The organism is Sphingobium sp. BHU LFT2, assembly GCF_018604485.1.
GTDB lineage: Bacteria > Pseudomonadota > Alphaproteobacteria > Sphingomonadales > Sphingomonadaceae > Sphingobium > Sphingobium yanoikuyae_A.
Map to the genome: position 1 here is coordinate 394,995 of NZ_JAFCGW010000004.1, position 13,632 is coordinate 408,626.

Consider the following 13,632-nt stretch of genomic DNA (forward strand, 5'->3'; position numbering starts at 1 on the left):
GGATCCCCGCCTGCGCGGGGATGACGTTGTGAAACAGGTGGCCAGCTTCCCACCCCACTCCGCCATCTCAGCGACGGGTGGGAATGGCCGCGCCTGCCGCCTCCCCCATTGCCCGGCGATTGCGGCATGTCCTTATTCATGTCGCGTCGGGAATCTTTGATGGCTGGGGCATCCCGCGCGCGCGTCACTGGTTGGACGGCGCATAAGCGATAAAAGGAGAGCGCCATGCCCTATGCCACGATCGTCGCCGCCGTCGATGTCAACGCCCCTGACCTCGCCCGTGCCGCCATTGCCGGCGCGGCCGATGTGGCGGGGGACGAGGGCGTCGTCCATCTGCTCTATGTCCGCTATTATCTGCCGACCCGCTATTCCGAACTGCTGGACGGCAGTTTCGACGAGCATGAGGAGCGCGATGCGCTGGCGGCGATGAAGACATGGGCGAGCGAGGCCGGGCTGGCGCCCGATCGCACCCATTTCCTTACCCGGCGCGGGCGGGTGCGCGACGAGGTGCTGAGCGAGGCGGCGCGGCTGAAGGCGGACCTGGTGGTGATCGGATCGCACCAACCCTCGCTCACGTCCAAGCTGCTGGGGTCCAATGCGTCGGCGATCATCCACCAGTCGCCGGTCAGCGTGCTGGTGGTGCGGACGCAGGCAGCGGAATAGCAGAAATAATCAACAGGGGTTGAGCGGCGCTCGGTTGCGGCGGGCGGGCGCCGTTCCTACCTGCCGGGCATCAGAGATTTATCGGAGCGATGCCCGCATGACCGACAGCTATACCCCGCCCGCCGTCTGGATTTGGGACAAGGACAAGGGCGGCGCCTTTGCCAATATCAACCGGCCGATCGCCGGCGCTACCCATGACAAGCCATTGCCGGTCGGCCCGCATCCGCTCCAGCTCTATTCGCTGGGCACGCCCAATGGGCAGAAGGTGACGATCCTGCTGGAGGAATTGCTGGAGGCGGGCGTCACGCAGGCCGAATATGATGCCTGGCTGATCCGCATCGGCGATGGCGACCAGTTCGGCAGCGGCTTTGTCGAGGTCAATCCCAACAGCAAGATCCCCGCGCTGATGGATCATAGCGTGTCGCCGCCGCAGCGCGTGTTCGAATCCGGCGCGATCCTGCTCTACCTGGCCGAAAAGTTCGGCAAATTCCTGCCGACCGATCCAGCCAAGCGCACCGCGGCGCTGAGCTGGCTGTTCTGGCAGATGGGCAGCGCGCCGATCCTGGGCGGCGGCTTTGGCCATTTCTTCGCCTATGCGCCGGAAAAATACGAATATCCGATCAACCGCTACACGATGGAAGTGAAGCGGCAGCTGGACGTGCTGGACCGGCATCTGGCGGAGAATGACTATCTGGCCGGCGACGAATATTCGATCGCCGATATCGCGGTGTGGCCCTGGTATGCGGGCGTGCTGCTGAACCGGGTCTATGGCGCGGCGGAGTTTCTGGACGCGGGCAGCTACAAAAATGTGCTGCGCTGGGCGAACCAGATCGATGCGCGCCCGGCGGTAAAGCGCGGGCGGATCGTCAACAAGACCAACGGGCCGCTGGAGGATCAGCTGCACGAGCGGCATGATGCCGGCGACTTTGCGACCAAGACGCAGGACAAGCTGGAGGGGGTGGCCTGACACCCATTCCATATCTTCCATTCGTTTCGAGCCTGTCGAGAAACGGGAAGCACGGACGGAGGGGCCAAGATGCGCGGTCACGCACCGGCCCCTCCACCGCCTGCGGCGGTCCCCCTCCCCAAGCCGAGCTTGGGGAGGAATTTGCTTAATAGCCTACAGTGAAGCGCTGGCGGATGTGCTTGGGCGTTTCGATCTCGTCGGCGAGCGCGATGGCATAATCGGCATAGGAAATGCTGCTATTGCCCTCGCCATCGACCAGCAACTGGTCGGTGCCGAGACGGAATGTCCCCTTGCGATCACCGACGAAGAACAGGGCGGAGGGCGAGAGGAAGGTCCAGTCGAGATCCTCCACGCCGCGCAGATAGGTCAGGAAATCGCCGCCCCGGCCGGCTTCGGCCTTATAGGCTTCGGGGAATTCCGGCGTGTCGATCAGCTTGACGCCCGGTGCGACCTCCAGGCTGCCGGCGCCGCCGACCACCAGATAGCGGGCGACGCCCGACGCACGGACCGCGCCGACCAGCGAGGCCGGATCGGTGTCCGCGAACATGACGGCGCTCACCACCGCATCATGGCCGGCAAGCAGCGCGCTGAGCGCGGCCGCATCATTGACGTCGCCGGCGACGGCGGTGACGCCGGCGTCCTGCACCGCATTTTCGGGATGGCGCGAGATCGCCGTCACCTGATGGCCGCGGCGGGCCAGTTCCGCGCTGATTTCCCGCCCGGCACGGCCGCTGCCGCCGATGATCGCGATCTTCATGTTCCATTCTCCATGGGTAGTTACCAATGGAAACCAGATAGCGATCCTGATATCATAGTCGCAAGAAGGCACTTTGCCATCACCTGGTTACGCCGAGGATACCGACCCCATGACCGCGCCCACGCCCCTGCCCCGGATCGGCGACGCCTATGATCCCGATTGCCCGACCCGCCATGTGCTGGACCGGATCGGCGACAAATGGGCGGTGCTGGTGATGCTGACATTGAAGGACGGGCCGGTGCGGTTCAACGATCTGCGCCGGCGGATCGGCGCCATCTCACAAAAGATGCTGTCACAGACATTGAAGAGCCTGGAGCGCGACGGGCTGGTGAGCCGCGCCGCCTATGCCACGGTGCCGGTGACGGTGGAATATCGGCTGACGGAGATGGCGCAGGGGCTGATCGGCATATTGGACCAGATCACGCGCTGGGCCGAGGGCCATGTCGGCGCGATCATGGACGCGCGCCGGGCGCATGACGCGCGGGAGGCCGAGACCGCCTAACCGGCCTGGGTGGCGCGCTGGCCCTGTGACGCGGTGCGTTCACGCCACCAGCGGTTGATGCGGCGGGCGGCGGGACGCTCCACGCCATAGGTGAGCGCGCTCGCCAGCAGCAGCGAGGCTGCGGTCGCGAGCAGGAAGCCGATCCAGGTCGACAGGCCGGCGCGATCGACCAGGTTCATGATCGCCAGCCCGGCATTATGGTGGATGAGGTAGAGGGCATAGCTGATCGCGCCCAGCCAGAGCAGCAGCCGATGGCGCAGGAAGGGCAGCCAGCCGCGCAGCATCGCGGCGAAGATCACCATCACCAGCAGCGCCGCGACCAGATATTCGCGCGGGTCGGCCCAGGCGATCGTCGCCAGCGCCGCCACGAAGAAGGGCGCCTGCTGGCCCCAGCGGCGATGGCCCGACCAGATGCGGTAGAAGAGCATGCCGATGATGAAGAAGGGGATATAGTCGAGCACCAGCAGCATGACGAGGCGGCTGGGCATCGCGTGCCAGCCGGCAATCGCTGCCTTGATCGCGAGCCAGCCGAGCAGCAGCCATTCGAGCCGGGCAAAGCCGCGCCCCATCCAGATCGCCAGCATGCAGCAATAGAAGGCGAGTTCCACGCCCAGCGTCCAGTAGACGCCATCGACCGCGGGCAAATAGAAATAGCCCTGCAGCATCGTCATGTTGACCGGGATCACCCAGGCGGGCGGCAGCAACTGACCGGCGCCGAGCAGCAGGACGATGCCGATCGAGAGCGCCATCGCCGCCCAATAGACCGGAAAGAGACGGGCGAAGCGCTTGACCGCGAAATCGGCGGCGCTGCGCGTTCCTTCCAGCGAGAAGGCGATGACGAAGCCGGAAATGGCGAAGAAGAGCAGCACGCCATAGCCGCCATGTTCGAACAAGGGCGGCAGGCGATGCCCTTGCGGGAAGAGCTTGGGATAGATGTTGAAATAATGGAAGAGCAGCACGGAAAAGGCCGCGATGCCGCGCAACGCGTCCAGTTCCTGCAATCGCGTCCGACCCTGCCCCATCATCCCCCTGCCCTACGCCCCCACGCGATAAGATTGGGTAAATTTGCGTGAACGATAGCGCCCGCACCGGGGCGCTCGGATCAATTGCCGTCGGCGTCGACCATGAACTGCATCGGCTTGCCACGCGATTCCGGTTCCCAGCCGGCCGCCAGCGCCGCGCGCACGCCGCGCGCGACGATGGCGTCGTTGATCTGGAGCCGGCCGCGCGCCAGTCCTTTGAGCAGGCGCTTGGGCGGCGGAAATTCCAGCACGGCGCCGCGCTGCGTCCCCTGCTGCTGCAGGGCGACGGTCATGCCGCGCCAGCCATCGGCATCGCTCCATTGCGGTTCGCGCCGCACTTCCCAATCATAATGCGCGCCGTCGACTAGGACGGTGCCACTGTTGTTGCTGTTTGACATGATGATCGCCCTATAGAGCATAATCCATTCATTCTGAATGGATTATGCTCTACTTTCCTTTTATTTTCCGCATTTTCCGAGCCAGCAGATGATACCATCTGCTTCGAAAATGCTCTAGCCTGCCGCTTTGACGATGTCAGCCCAGGCTTCTTCGCTAATCACCTCGATGCCGAGCGCCGTCGCCTGCTTGAGCTTCGATCCCGCGCCGGGGCCGGCGACGACCAGATCGGTCTTGGCGCTGACCGATCCCGCCGCCTTGGCGCCGAGCCGTTCGGCCTGCGCCTTGGCCTCGTCGCGGCTCATGGTTTCCAGCTTGCCGGTGAAGACGACGATCTTGCCGGTGACGGCGCTGGCGGTGGTTTCCACCACATAATCGGGCGGCGACACTTCGGAGAGGAGATCGTCCCACGCCTCGACATTATGGGGTTCGTGGAAGAAATCGGCGAGCGCATGGCCGACGGCGGCGCCGACATTCTCGACCCCGATATGCTCGGCGATGGCCTTGTCCTTCTTGGCCTGGGTCTCATGCTCCTGATCGCGCAGGGCAATGATCTCGTCCGCCAGGGTGCGCAGCGCAGGAAGCGTGGTGTAGCGCTTGAGCAGATCGCGCGCGGTCACGGCGCCGATATGGCGGATGCCGAGGCCAAACAGCAGCTTGGCGGCATCGGGCGCGCGCTTTGCCTCGATCGCGGCGAGCAGATTGTCGACCGACTTTTCCTTCCAGCCCTCACGCCCCAGCAATTCGCCGGCATGGGTGCGCAGGCGGAAAATGTCGGCCGGCTCCTTGATCCAGCCCAGGTCGAGAAATTCCTCGATCGTCTTTTCGCCCAGCCCCTCGATATCGAGCGCGGCGCGGCTGACGAAATGGCGCAGCCGCTCGAACCGCTGGGCGGCGCAGATCAAGCCCCCGGTGCAGCGATAATCGACTTCCTCCTCCTCGCGCACCGCTTCCGATCCGCAGACCGGGCAGTGGGTGGGGAAGGGAAAGGGTTCACGCACCTCGTCGCGGGTGAGATTGTCGACCACCTGCGGGATGACGTCGCCGGCACGCTGGACGACGATACGGTCGCCGGGCCGCACGCCCAGCCGCTCTATCTCGTCGGCATTATGCAGCGTGACGTTGGAGACGACGACGCCGCCGACCGTCACCGGGGTCAGACGCCCGACCGGAGTCAGCTTGCCGGTGCGGCCGACCTGGATGTCGATCGCCTCCAGCGTGGTCTGGGCGCGTTCGGCCGGGAATTTATGGGCGATCGCCCAGCGCGGCGCCTTGGCCACGAAGCCGAGCCGCTGCTGCCAGTCGAGCCGGTCGACCTTGTAGACCACGCCGTCAATGTCGAAGGGCAGATCGGCGCGCGCGCGCTCGATCGCGCGATAATGGGCAAGAATGGCGTCGATGCTATCGACGCAGACCAGCATGTCGGACACCGGCAGGCCCCAGCTCGCGATGGCCTGCATCACGCCCAGCTGGGTGTCGGCGGGCAGCGCGCTGTGGGCGCCCCAGCCATGGGCCAGGAAACGCAGCGGGCGGCTGGCGGTGACGCTGGCGTCCTTCTGGCGCAGCGACCCGGCGGCGGCGTTGCGCGGATTGGCAAACTGGCGCGCCTTGTCGGCATCCTCCGCCTCGTCCAGCAGCCGCTGGTTGAGGGCGACGAAATCCGCCTTGGCCATATAGACCTCGCCCCGCACCTCGAACAGGTCCGGGATGGCCTCACCGGTCAGGCGCTGGGGAATGTCGGCGATGGTAAGGACATTGGCGGTCACATCCTCGCCCGTGGTGCCGTCGCCACGGGTCGCGGCCAGCACCAGCTCGCCCTGTTCGTAGCGCAGCGAACAGGACAGGCCATCGATCTTCGGTTCGGCGGTCATCGCCACCGGCGCGTCTTCGGCCAGCGCGAGGAAGCGGCGGACGCGCGCGGCGAACTCGGCGATATCCTCGTCGGCAAAGCCATTGTCGAGGCTCATCATGCGGACCGCGTGCGGCACTTTCTTCAGCGCCGAGGTGGCCGCAGCGCCGACCTGCGCATTGGGCGAGTCGGCGCGGATCAGGTGGGGGAAGGCCGCTTCGAGCGCGTTGTTCTCGCGGATCAGCGCGTCATAGTCCGCGTCGCTGATCTCCGGCGCGTCCTGGTCATGATAGAGGCGGTTATGCTTCGCCACCTCCCTGGCAAGGCGCATCAGGCGGTTGGCGGCTTCGGCTTCGGGAAGGCTGGCGGGATCGGTCATGGGGATGCCTTAGACTGCCAGCCCCTCATTGCGCTAGACCGTCGCGTCTTCCGGGAAGATATCCACAACCCTTATTTCGCCGACGATCGCCGCGTTGAAACTATCCATTTCCTCGGCCGGAATCCAATATTCCCGATGCGCACGGCCGCCGGCCTCCTGCACGTCATAGTGATCGAGATAGTCCTTGCGGACATCAAACTCGGTCACAAAGCCGCTGCCACTGGCCGGCACATTCCAGTCGCGCGCGATTTTGATGGCATAGTCACGGGTCGTGACGGGATAGAAGATCGGCTGTTCCGGCAGGCGCGGCGGGAAAGCGCGCATGGCCGTATCGCGGAGAAGTTCCAGTTCGGCCGGACCGACCGGGCGCCAAAGTGTGATGGTTTCCATCTCGCTCATATACCCGCCACCGGCACGGTTTCGAAATGCTGGGGAAAGCCGGCGATGATCGGGCGCGCCTTGGCGATGGCGGCGCGGACGGCGGGGAGTTTCAGCGAGGCGGCGTGACTTTCGCGGCTGTCCCAGACTTCGGTGATCCAGAGCGCGTCGGGATTGGCGGTGTCGAGCGCCACGACATAGGAGAGGCAGCCGGGCATCGCGCCGATCGCATCCTTGAGATAACCGACCAGTTCGTCGCGCTTGCCCGGCGTGCTGAGCATCTGGCCGATCAGGCCGTAGCGCGGCTTTGCCTCCTGCGCAGCGGCGGGGATGGCCGTTGCGGCCAGCGTGGCGGCGGTGAGGCCGAGCATGTCTCTGCGATTATGGGTCATGCGGCTATCCTATCCCCTCCGTTCGTCCTGAGCGAAGTCGAAGGACGCGCCGAGCGGAGCGAGGCGCCTTCGTTTCGCTCAGGTGAAGGCTTCGACTTCGCTCAGCCCGAACGGTATGTGAAACGCGCGAATTGGCAAGCCTCAAGCTTCCAGCAGCCGTTCCGCCTGTGCCCGTGCTTCGGCGGTGATTTCCGCGCCAGAGAGCATGCGGGCGATTTCCTCGCGGCGCTCGCCATCGCTCAGCGCATGGACGCCGGTACGCGTCACCGTTCCATCACTCGATTTGGCGATCAGCATATGGCCGGCGCCGCGCGCCGCGACCTGGGGGCTGTGGGTGACGACGAGGATCTGGTTGCTCTGCGCCAGCCGCGACAGACGCTCGCCGATCGCATCGGCCACCGCGCCGCCGACGCCCCGGTCGATCTCGTCGAAGATCAGCGTGTCGGCCCCGCCCTGCTCCGCCAGCGCGACCTTGAGCGCGAGAATGAAGCGGGACAGTTCGCCGCCCGAGGCGATCTTGGCGAGCGGCGCGAAGGGCGCGCCGGGGTTGGTGGAAATCTCGAACTCGACCCGGTCCATGCCAGCGCCGCTCCATTGCGCTTCGTCGAGCGGGGCGACGACGGTGCGGAAGCGGGCAGCGTCCAGCTTCAGCGGCGCCAGTTCGCCCGCGACCGCCGCATCGAGCCGGCCGGCGGCAAGCTGACGCTCGGCCGACAGCGCCTGCGCGGCGGCGCGATAGGTTGCGGCCTTGCGCGCGACATCGGCTTCGAGCGCCGCGATATGCTCCTCCCCACCCTCGATCGCGGCGAGGCGCGCGGCCATCTCGTCGCGCAGCGCGGCGAGATCGTCGGGCGCGACCTGATGCTTGCGGGCCAGGCCACGCAGGTCGAACAGCCGGGTTTCGATCGCGTCCAGCCGGGCGGGGTCGAAGCTCAGCGCCTCGGCCGCCTCGGCCAGCTTATCCTCCGCCTCGCCCGCTTCAATGACGGCGCGGTCCAGCGCCTCCAGCACGGCGGAGAGCGGCTCATATTCGCCCGCGATCCGGTCGAGCCGGCGGGCCGCCTGCCGCAACTGGGCAAGGCCACCGTCGGAGCCGGTCAGGCAATCGGTGACGGCGGACAGATCATCGGACAGGCGCGCGCCCTTCTGCATGGTCGCGCGCTCCTCCGCCAAAGTCGCTTCCTCGCCGGCTTCGGGCGCGAATTTCGACAGTTCGGCGACGGCATGGTCGAGATAGTCGCGATCGCGCGCGGCATTGGCGACGGTGTCGCGCGCCTGCGCCAGATCGGCGGCGGCGGCGCGCCAGGCGGCGTGAGCGCTCGCGACCGCCTCCGCCTCGCACCGCCCATAGGTGTCGAGCAGCGCGCGGTGCCCGCGGGCGTTGAGCAGGCCGCGATCGTCATGCTGGCCGTGGATTTCGACCAGCGCGCCGCCCAGGTCGCGCAGCAGCGCCGCGGAACAGGCCTGGTCGTTGACGAAGGCGCGGCTGCCACCATCGGCCTTGACCGTACGACGGATCAGCAGCGGTTCGCCCGGATCGATCTCGATGCCATTGTCGGCCAGCAGCAGCGCGGCGCGATGTCCGGCGGGCGGCGGATCGAAGCTGGCGGTGACACTGGCCTGTGCCTCCCCTGCCCGGACAAGGCCGCTATCGGCGCGGGCGCCGAGCGCCAGCCCCAGCGAATCGAGCAGGATCGACTTGCCCGCGCCGGTTTCACCGGTGAGGACGGACAGGCCGGCGCCGAACTCCAGGTCCAGCGCCTCGATCAGCACGACATTGCGGATGGCAAGCGAGGTCAGCATGGCGCCTGTCTACCTGCCATCGCACAAAAGGGGAACAAATAAAGCGTGCGCCTCAGCTCTTGACCGGATGCTGCTGCATCAGCTTGTAGCTGCGCTCATACCATTTGGTGCCGGGATAGTTGCGGCCCAGCACGGCGGCCGCCTTCTGCGCTTCGGCCGGGATGCCGAGCGAGAGATAGGATTCGACCAGACGCTCCAGCGCTTCGGGCGTGTGGGTGGTGGTCTGGAACTTGTCGATCACGGTGCGGAAGCGCAGCGTGGCGGCGAGCCACTGGCCCCGGCGCTGGTAGAAGCGGCCCAGCTCCATTTCCTTGCCGGCAAGGTGGTCATTCACCAAGTCGACCTTCAGACGGGCGTCGGCAGCATAGCGGGTGTCGGGATAGCGGCGGATCAGTTCGCCCAGCGCATCCATCGCCTGCTGCGTGATCTTCTGGTCGCGGGTGACGTCGGCAATCTGCTCATAATAGCACAGCGCGATCAGATAATAAGCGTAGGGCGCGTCCTTGTTGCCGGTGTGGATCGACAGGAAGCGCTGCGAGGCCGCGATCGATTCCGGATAGTCGCGGTTCATATAATAGCTGAACGCCGACATGAGCTGCGCGCGGCGCGCCCAGGGCGAATAGGGATGCTGGCGCTCGACTTCATCGAACAGCGCGGCGGCGAGCTTGTACTGGCCGCGATCGAGGCGGGCCTTGCCGCTGTTGTAGAGGGTCGACACGTCGCGGGCGACGTAGAGGGTGTCGGCCTTGTTCTTTGATGTGGAGCAGCCGGTCAGCACAGGCGAGGCGATCAGGACCAGAGTGGTGGCCGCGCCGATGCGCGTCAGGGTTTTCGTCAGCATGCGCCGGGTCATAGCCGAGCGGATCGCCGTCGCCAAGCGCCAGAATGTTGCAGAACGTTAAGCCGTGTCAGCGCGTCTGTTGCGGCAGGTCGAGGCAGGCCATGGCGCCGCCATCCGGCGCAGGTTCCAGCCGGAAGCGGCCGCCAAGCTGCTGCGCCAGCGCGACGGCAATGCGCAGGCCGATGCTGGTCGGTCCGTCGGGCATGGTCCCGTCCGGCAGGCCGCGCCCGTCGTCGACGATGCGCAGGTGGAGCGCGCCGCCCGTCTGCTGTTCCAGCGTCACCGCGACGCGGCCGGCGCGATCGGGCAGGCCATGTTCGATCGCGTTGCTGACCGATTCCGCCACGATCAGCGCCAGCGGCACGATGACATCGGGTTCGAGCGACAGGCCATCGGGCGCGCAGATGGTGCAATCGATATCGGTGCGGCCCGACGCATCGACGATATCGGCGCAGAGCATGACCATGAAGGCGCGCAGTTCCTGCCCCTGCCCCGAGGGATCATAGAGGGCGCGGCTGATCTTGCCGATCAAAGCGAGGCGCGCGGCGGCATCGTCCAGCGCGCGACGGGCGACATCATTGTCGATCTGGCGCCGCTGGAGCGAGAGCATGGCGGCCACCACCTGAAGATTGTTCGACACGCGGTGCTGGAGTTCGCGAAACAGTAATTCGCGATTCTCGGCCAGGGCGCGGCTGCGCTCCCGCTCCACCGCCAGGTTGAAATTGGCGCGCTGCATGAAGTGGATGAGCAATATGTCGACGGCCACGACCATCGTGTAGAAGATCAGCGCCATGGCGACGCCGGGGTTGAAGGCCAGCGCATAGAAGGGCGGGATGAAGCAATACCAGGACAGCAGCCCGCCGATGACGGCGGCGAAGATGCCCGGCCGCACCCCGAACAGGAAGGAGGAGAGGATGACCGCCGGGAAGAAGGTGACGAAGGGATAGCCGACCGGCAGCAGCGTTTCCGCTGCAACCCGCACCAGCCAGGCGAGCAGGCAGAGCAACAGGCTCAGCGCATAGCCATAGACCGGTCTTGGAAGCACGAGCGGCAGGCGCTCGACAAACCGCTCATTCCTGCGTTGCATGGATATTCCCCCCGGGACCGTGACGCGAGCGTATCAGATGTCGCCCCCCGCGCCTTGATCGAAATCAGCCCTGACAGGATTCGTCACGAAAAAGGGCGCCCGGTCGAACCGGACGCCCCATTTTCTTGTCAGCGATGATGCTGCCGATCAGTCCTGGGTCAGGAAGTCGGGCAGGCCGGCGTTGGAGCCGTCATCGTCGCCCTTGCCTTCGCTGCGCGGGCCACGGTCGCGGCGCGGGCCACGATCGCCACCACGACCGCCACGGTCGCCGCCGTCACGGCGCGGGCCACGACCACGATCGCCGCGATCACCACGGTCGCCGCGCGGTTCACGCGGTTCGCGGGCCGGACGGGTGTCTTCCAGTTCCTCGCCGGTTTCCTGATCGACGACGCGCATCGACAGGCGAACCTTGCCACGCGGATCGATTTCGAGAACCTTGACCTTCACTTCCTGGCCTTCCGACACGACGTCGGTCGGCTTCTCGACGCGCTCATTCTTCATTTCGCTGACGTGGACGAGGCCGTCCTTGCCACCCATGAAGTTCACGAACGCACCGAAGTCGACGATGTTGACGACCTTGCCGGTGTAGATCTTGCCGACTTCCGCTTCCTCGACGATGCCCAGAATCCACTTCTTGGCGGCTTCGATCTGGGCGGTGTCGGACGACGAAATCTTGATGATGCCTTCGTCGTCGATGTCGACCTTGGCGCCGGTTTCGGCGACGATCTCGCGGATGACCTTGCCGCCGGTGCCGATGACGTCACGGATCTTCGACTTGTCGATCTGGATCGTCTCGATGCGCGGGGCGTGCGCCGACAGTTCGGTGCGGGTCGAGGACAGGGCCTTGTTCATCTCACCCAGGATGTGGGCGCGACCTTCCTTGGCCTGGCGCAGGGCGGTCTCGAAGATTTCCTGCGTGATGCCGGCAACCTTGATGTCCATCTGCATGGTGGTGATGCCGGCTTCGGTACCAGCCACCTTGAAGTCCATGTCGCCGAGGTGATCTTCATCACCCAGAATGTCCGAGATGACGGCGAAGTCGCTGCCTTCCAGGATCAGGCCCATGGCGATGCCCGACACCGGACGCTTGAGCGGAACGCCCGCGTCCATCATCGAGAGCGAACCACCGCAGACGGTGGCCATCGACGAGGAACCGTTCGACTCGGTGATGTCCGAGAGAACGCGGATGGTGTAGGGGAATTCGTCCTTGGTCGGCAGCACCGGGTGCAGCGCACGCCAGGCGAGCTTGCCATGGCCTACTTCACGACGACCCGGCGCACCGAAGCGGCCCACTTCACCGACCGAATAGGGCGGGAAGTTGTAGTGCAGCATGAAGTTTTCATAGTGCAGGCCGGTGAGGCCGTCGATCATCTGCTCGGCGTCCTTGGTGCCCAGCGTGGTGGTGCAGATCGCCTGCGTCTCGCCACGGGTGAACAGGGCCGAACCATGGGTCCGCGGCAGGAAGCCGACCATCGCCTCGATCGGACGGATCTGGGTGGTGGTGCGGCCGTCGATGCGCTGGCCATCCTTCAGGATGGCGCCACGGACGATTTCGGCTTCCAGCTTCTTGGTCAGCTTGATGCCGGCCATCACGGTCTGGGCGTCGAGGCCGTCTTCCGCGAACATCGCCTTCGCCTTGGCGCGGGCTTCGTTCAGGGCGTTCGAGCGGGCCGACTTGTCGGTCAGCTTGTAGGCGGCGGCGATGTCGCCACCGATCAGGTCCTTGAGCTTGCCCTTCAGCGCGCCGAGATCGTCGCCCTTGGCCATTTCCCACGGATCCTTGGCGGCCTTTTCGGCCAGCTGGATGATCGCGTCGACGACCTTCTTGCTCGCTTCATGGGCGAACAGGACGGCGCCAAGCATGACGTCTTCCGACAGTTCCTTGGCTTCGGATTCGACCATCATCACGGCGTTGCTGGTGGCAGCGACGACCAGGTCGAGTTCGCCGGTCTTCACTTCGTCCAGCGACGGGTTCAGCTGATATTCGCCATCCTTGTAACCGACGCGGGCGGCGCCGATCGGGCCCATGAAGGGCACGCCCGACAGGGTCAGGGCAGCCGAGGCGGCGATCATCGCGACGATGTCGGGCTCGCTCTCGCCATCGAACGACATCACCTGGGCGATGACGTTGATTTCGTTGTAGAATCCTTCGGGGAAGAGCGGGCGGATCGGACGGTCGATCAGGCGCGAAACCAGGGTTTCCTTCTCGGTGGCACCACGCTCACGCTTGAAGAAGCCACCCGGAATGCGGCCGGCGGCCGAATATTTTTCCTGATAGTGGACGGTCAGCGGGAAGAAGTCCTGGCCTTCCTTCACCGACTTGGCGGCGGTCACGGCGCACAGCACCACGGTTTCGCCATAGGTTGCCAGCACGGCGGCGTCGGCCTGACGCGCGATCCGGCCGGTTTCGAGGGTCAGCGTCTTGCCGGCCAGCTCGATCGAAACTTTCTTTACATCGAACATATATGTTCCTTTGCCCACCTGGCCCTATTGCCGGGCGGGGCCTCATATGCGGACGAAACCGGTCCGCGGCGGTTGTGGAGCATCGTGTGGCCCCTGAAACGAAACGGGGCGCCGGATTGCGCCCGTCCCGAAT

The 13,632-nt window shown here is 65.6% G+C and carries 13 protein-coding genes; 3 read left to right on the top strand and 10 right to left on the bottom strand.

Annotated features, from left to right (window positions below; translation table 11 throughout):
- Window positions 1-225 precede the first annotated feature (225 nt).
- Both JQK15_RS11285 and yghU read left to right on the top strand, forming a co-directional pair.
- Window positions 226-663 carry a universal stress protein gene (locus JQK15_RS11285; RefSeq protein WP_214865531.1) on the top strand — a complete coding sequence of 146 codons (438 nt, stop codon included), beginning with the start codon at window positions 226-228 and terminating at the stop codon, window positions 661-663.
- Window positions 664-760: 97 nt separating this feature from the next.
- Window positions 761-1,630, top strand: a complete 870-nt coding sequence (gene yghU / locus JQK15_RS11290) for a glutathione-dependent disulfide-bond oxidoreductase (RefSeq protein ID WP_214865533.1) — start codon at window positions 761-763, stop codon at window positions 1,628-1,630.
- A 145-nt stretch (window positions 1,631-1,775) separates the two neighbouring features.
- On the opposite strand, the gene JQK15_RS11295 is transcribed toward yghU, so the two are convergent.
- Complete coding sequence (locus JQK15_RS11295; protein WP_214865535.1) at window positions 1,776-2,387, bottom strand: NAD(P)-dependent oxidoreductase; 612 nt, start codon at window positions 2,385-2,387, stop codon at window positions 1,776-1,778.
- 109 nt (window positions 2,388-2,496) lie between these two features.
- On the opposite strand from JQK15_RS11295, the gene JQK15_RS11300 reads away from it, so the two are divergent.
- Entirely contained in the window at window positions 2,497-2,889 is a 393-nt protein-coding gene (locus JQK15_RS11300) for a winged helix-turn-helix transcriptional regulator (protein ID WP_214865537.1), read from the top strand.
- On the opposite strand, the gene JQK15_RS11305 is transcribed toward JQK15_RS11300, so the two are convergent.
- The 9 genes from JQK15_RS11305 to pnp form a co-directional block, all read right to left on the bottom strand.
- The gene (locus tag JQK15_RS11305) at window positions 2,886-3,914 is read right to left on the bottom strand and encodes an acyltransferase family protein (protein ID WP_214865539.1); all 1,029 of its coding nucleotides are present in this window, start codon (window positions 3,912-3,914) and stop codon (window positions 2,886-2,888) included. The genes JQK15_RS11300 and JQK15_RS11305 overlap by 4 nt on opposite strands.
- A gap of 77 nt (window positions 3,915-3,991) precedes the next feature.
- The gene (locus JQK15_RS11310; RefSeq protein ID WP_004211293.1) at window positions 3,992-4,309 is read right to left on the bottom strand and encodes a hypothetical protein; all 318 of its coding nucleotides are present in this window, start codon (window positions 4,307-4,309) and stop codon (window positions 3,992-3,994) included.
- 114 nt (window positions 4,310-4,423) lie between these two features.
- Window positions 4,424-6,535: an NAD-dependent DNA ligase LigA gene (gene ligA / locus JQK15_RS11315; RefSeq protein ID WP_214865541.1), complete on the bottom strand. Its 2,112-nt coding sequence runs from the start codon at window positions 6,533-6,535 to the stop codon at window positions 4,424-4,426.
- A 33-nt stretch (window positions 6,536-6,568) separates the two neighbouring features.
- Window positions 6,569-6,934, bottom strand: coding sequence for a hypothetical protein (locus JQK15_RS11320; RefSeq protein ID WP_251007696.1), 366 nt, complete (start codon window positions 6,932-6,934; stop codon window positions 6,569-6,571).
- Window positions 6,931-7,305 carry a putative quinol monooxygenase gene (locus JQK15_RS11325; RefSeq protein WP_037511323.1) on the bottom strand — a complete coding sequence of 125 codons (375 nt, stop codon included), beginning with the start codon at window positions 7,303-7,305 and terminating at the stop codon, window positions 6,931-6,933. The genes JQK15_RS11320 and JQK15_RS11325 overlap by 4 nt, the downstream gene beginning before the upstream one ends.
- A 141-nt stretch (window positions 7,306-7,446) precedes the next feature.
- Window positions 7,447-9,108: a DNA repair protein RecN gene (gene recN, locus JQK15_RS11330; RefSeq protein ID WP_214865542.1), complete on the bottom strand. Its 1,662-nt coding sequence runs from the start codon at window positions 9,106-9,108 to the stop codon at window positions 7,447-7,449.
- A 52-nt stretch (window positions 9,109-9,160) separates the two neighbouring features.
- Complete coding sequence (locus tag JQK15_RS11335) at window positions 9,161-9,949, bottom strand: outer membrane protein assembly factor BamD (RefSeq protein ID WP_037492082.1); 789 nt, start codon at window positions 9,947-9,949, stop codon at window positions 9,161-9,163.
- A 67-nt stretch (window positions 9,950-10,016) separates the two neighbouring features.
- The gene (locus JQK15_RS11340; RefSeq protein ID WP_214865544.1) at window positions 10,017-11,036 is read right to left on the bottom strand and encodes a sensor histidine kinase; all 1,020 of its coding nucleotides are present in this window, start codon (window positions 11,034-11,036) and stop codon (window positions 10,017-10,019) included.
- A 147-nt stretch (window positions 11,037-11,183) separates the two neighbouring features.
- Window positions 11,184-13,499: a polyribonucleotide nucleotidyltransferase gene (gene pnp, locus JQK15_RS11345; RefSeq protein WP_214865546.1), complete on the bottom strand. Its 2,316-nt coding sequence runs from the start codon at window positions 13,497-13,499 to the stop codon at window positions 11,184-11,186.
- Window positions 13,500-13,632: the final 133 nt, after the last annotated feature.

What these genes read in the sequence shown, in the direction of transcription:
- JQK15_RS11285 (WP_214865531.1), top strand. Translation starts at nt 226, where the DNA reads ATGCCCTATGCCACGATCGTCGCCGCCGTCGATGTCAACGCCCCTGAC.
- yghU (WP_214865533.1), top strand. Translation starts at nt 761, where the DNA reads ATGACCGACAGCTATACCCCGCCCGCCGTCTGGATTTGGGACAAGGAC.
- JQK15_RS11295 (WP_214865535.1), bottom strand. Translation starts at nt 2,387, where the DNA reads ATGAAGATCGCGATCATCGGCGGCAGCGGCCGTGCCGGGCGGGAAATC.
- JQK15_RS11300 (WP_214865537.1), top strand. Translation starts at nt 2,497, where the DNA reads ATGACCGCGCCCACGCCCCTGCCCCGGATCGGCGACGCCTATGATCCC.
- JQK15_RS11305 (WP_214865539.1), bottom strand. Translation starts at nt 3,914, where the DNA reads ATGATGGGGCAGGGTCGGACGCGATTGCAGGAACTGGACGCGTTGCGC.
- JQK15_RS11310 (WP_004211293.1), bottom strand. Translation starts at nt 4,309, where the DNA reads ATGTCAAACAGCAACAACAGTGGCACCGTCCTAGTCGACGGCGCGCAT.
- ligA (WP_214865541.1), bottom strand. Translation starts at nt 6,535, where the DNA reads ATGACCGATCCCGCCAGCCTTCCCGAAGCCGAAGCCGCCAACCGCCTG.
- JQK15_RS11320 (WP_251007696.1), bottom strand. Translation starts at nt 6,934, where the DNA reads ATGAGCGAGATGGAAACCATCACACTTTGGCGCCCGGTCGGTCCGGCC.
- JQK15_RS11325 (WP_037511323.1), bottom strand. Translation starts at nt 7,305, where the DNA reads ATGACCCATAATCGCAGAGACATGCTCGGCCTCACCGCCGCCACGCTG.
- recN (WP_214865542.1), bottom strand. Translation starts at nt 9,108, where the DNA reads ATGCTGACCTCGCTTGCCATCCGCAATGTCGTGCTGATCGAGGCGCTG.
- JQK15_RS11335 (WP_037492082.1), bottom strand. Translation starts at nt 9,949, where the DNA reads ATGCTGACGAAAACCCTGACGCGCATCGGCGCGGCCACCACTCTGGTC.
- JQK15_RS11340 (WP_214865544.1), bottom strand. Translation starts at nt 11,036, where the DNA reads ATGCAACGCAGGAATGAGCGGTTTGTCGAGCGCCTGCCGCTCGTGCTT.
- pnp (WP_214865546.1), bottom strand. Translation starts at nt 13,499, where the DNA reads ATGTTCGATGTAAAGAAAGTTTCGATCGAGCTGGCCGGCAAGACGCTG.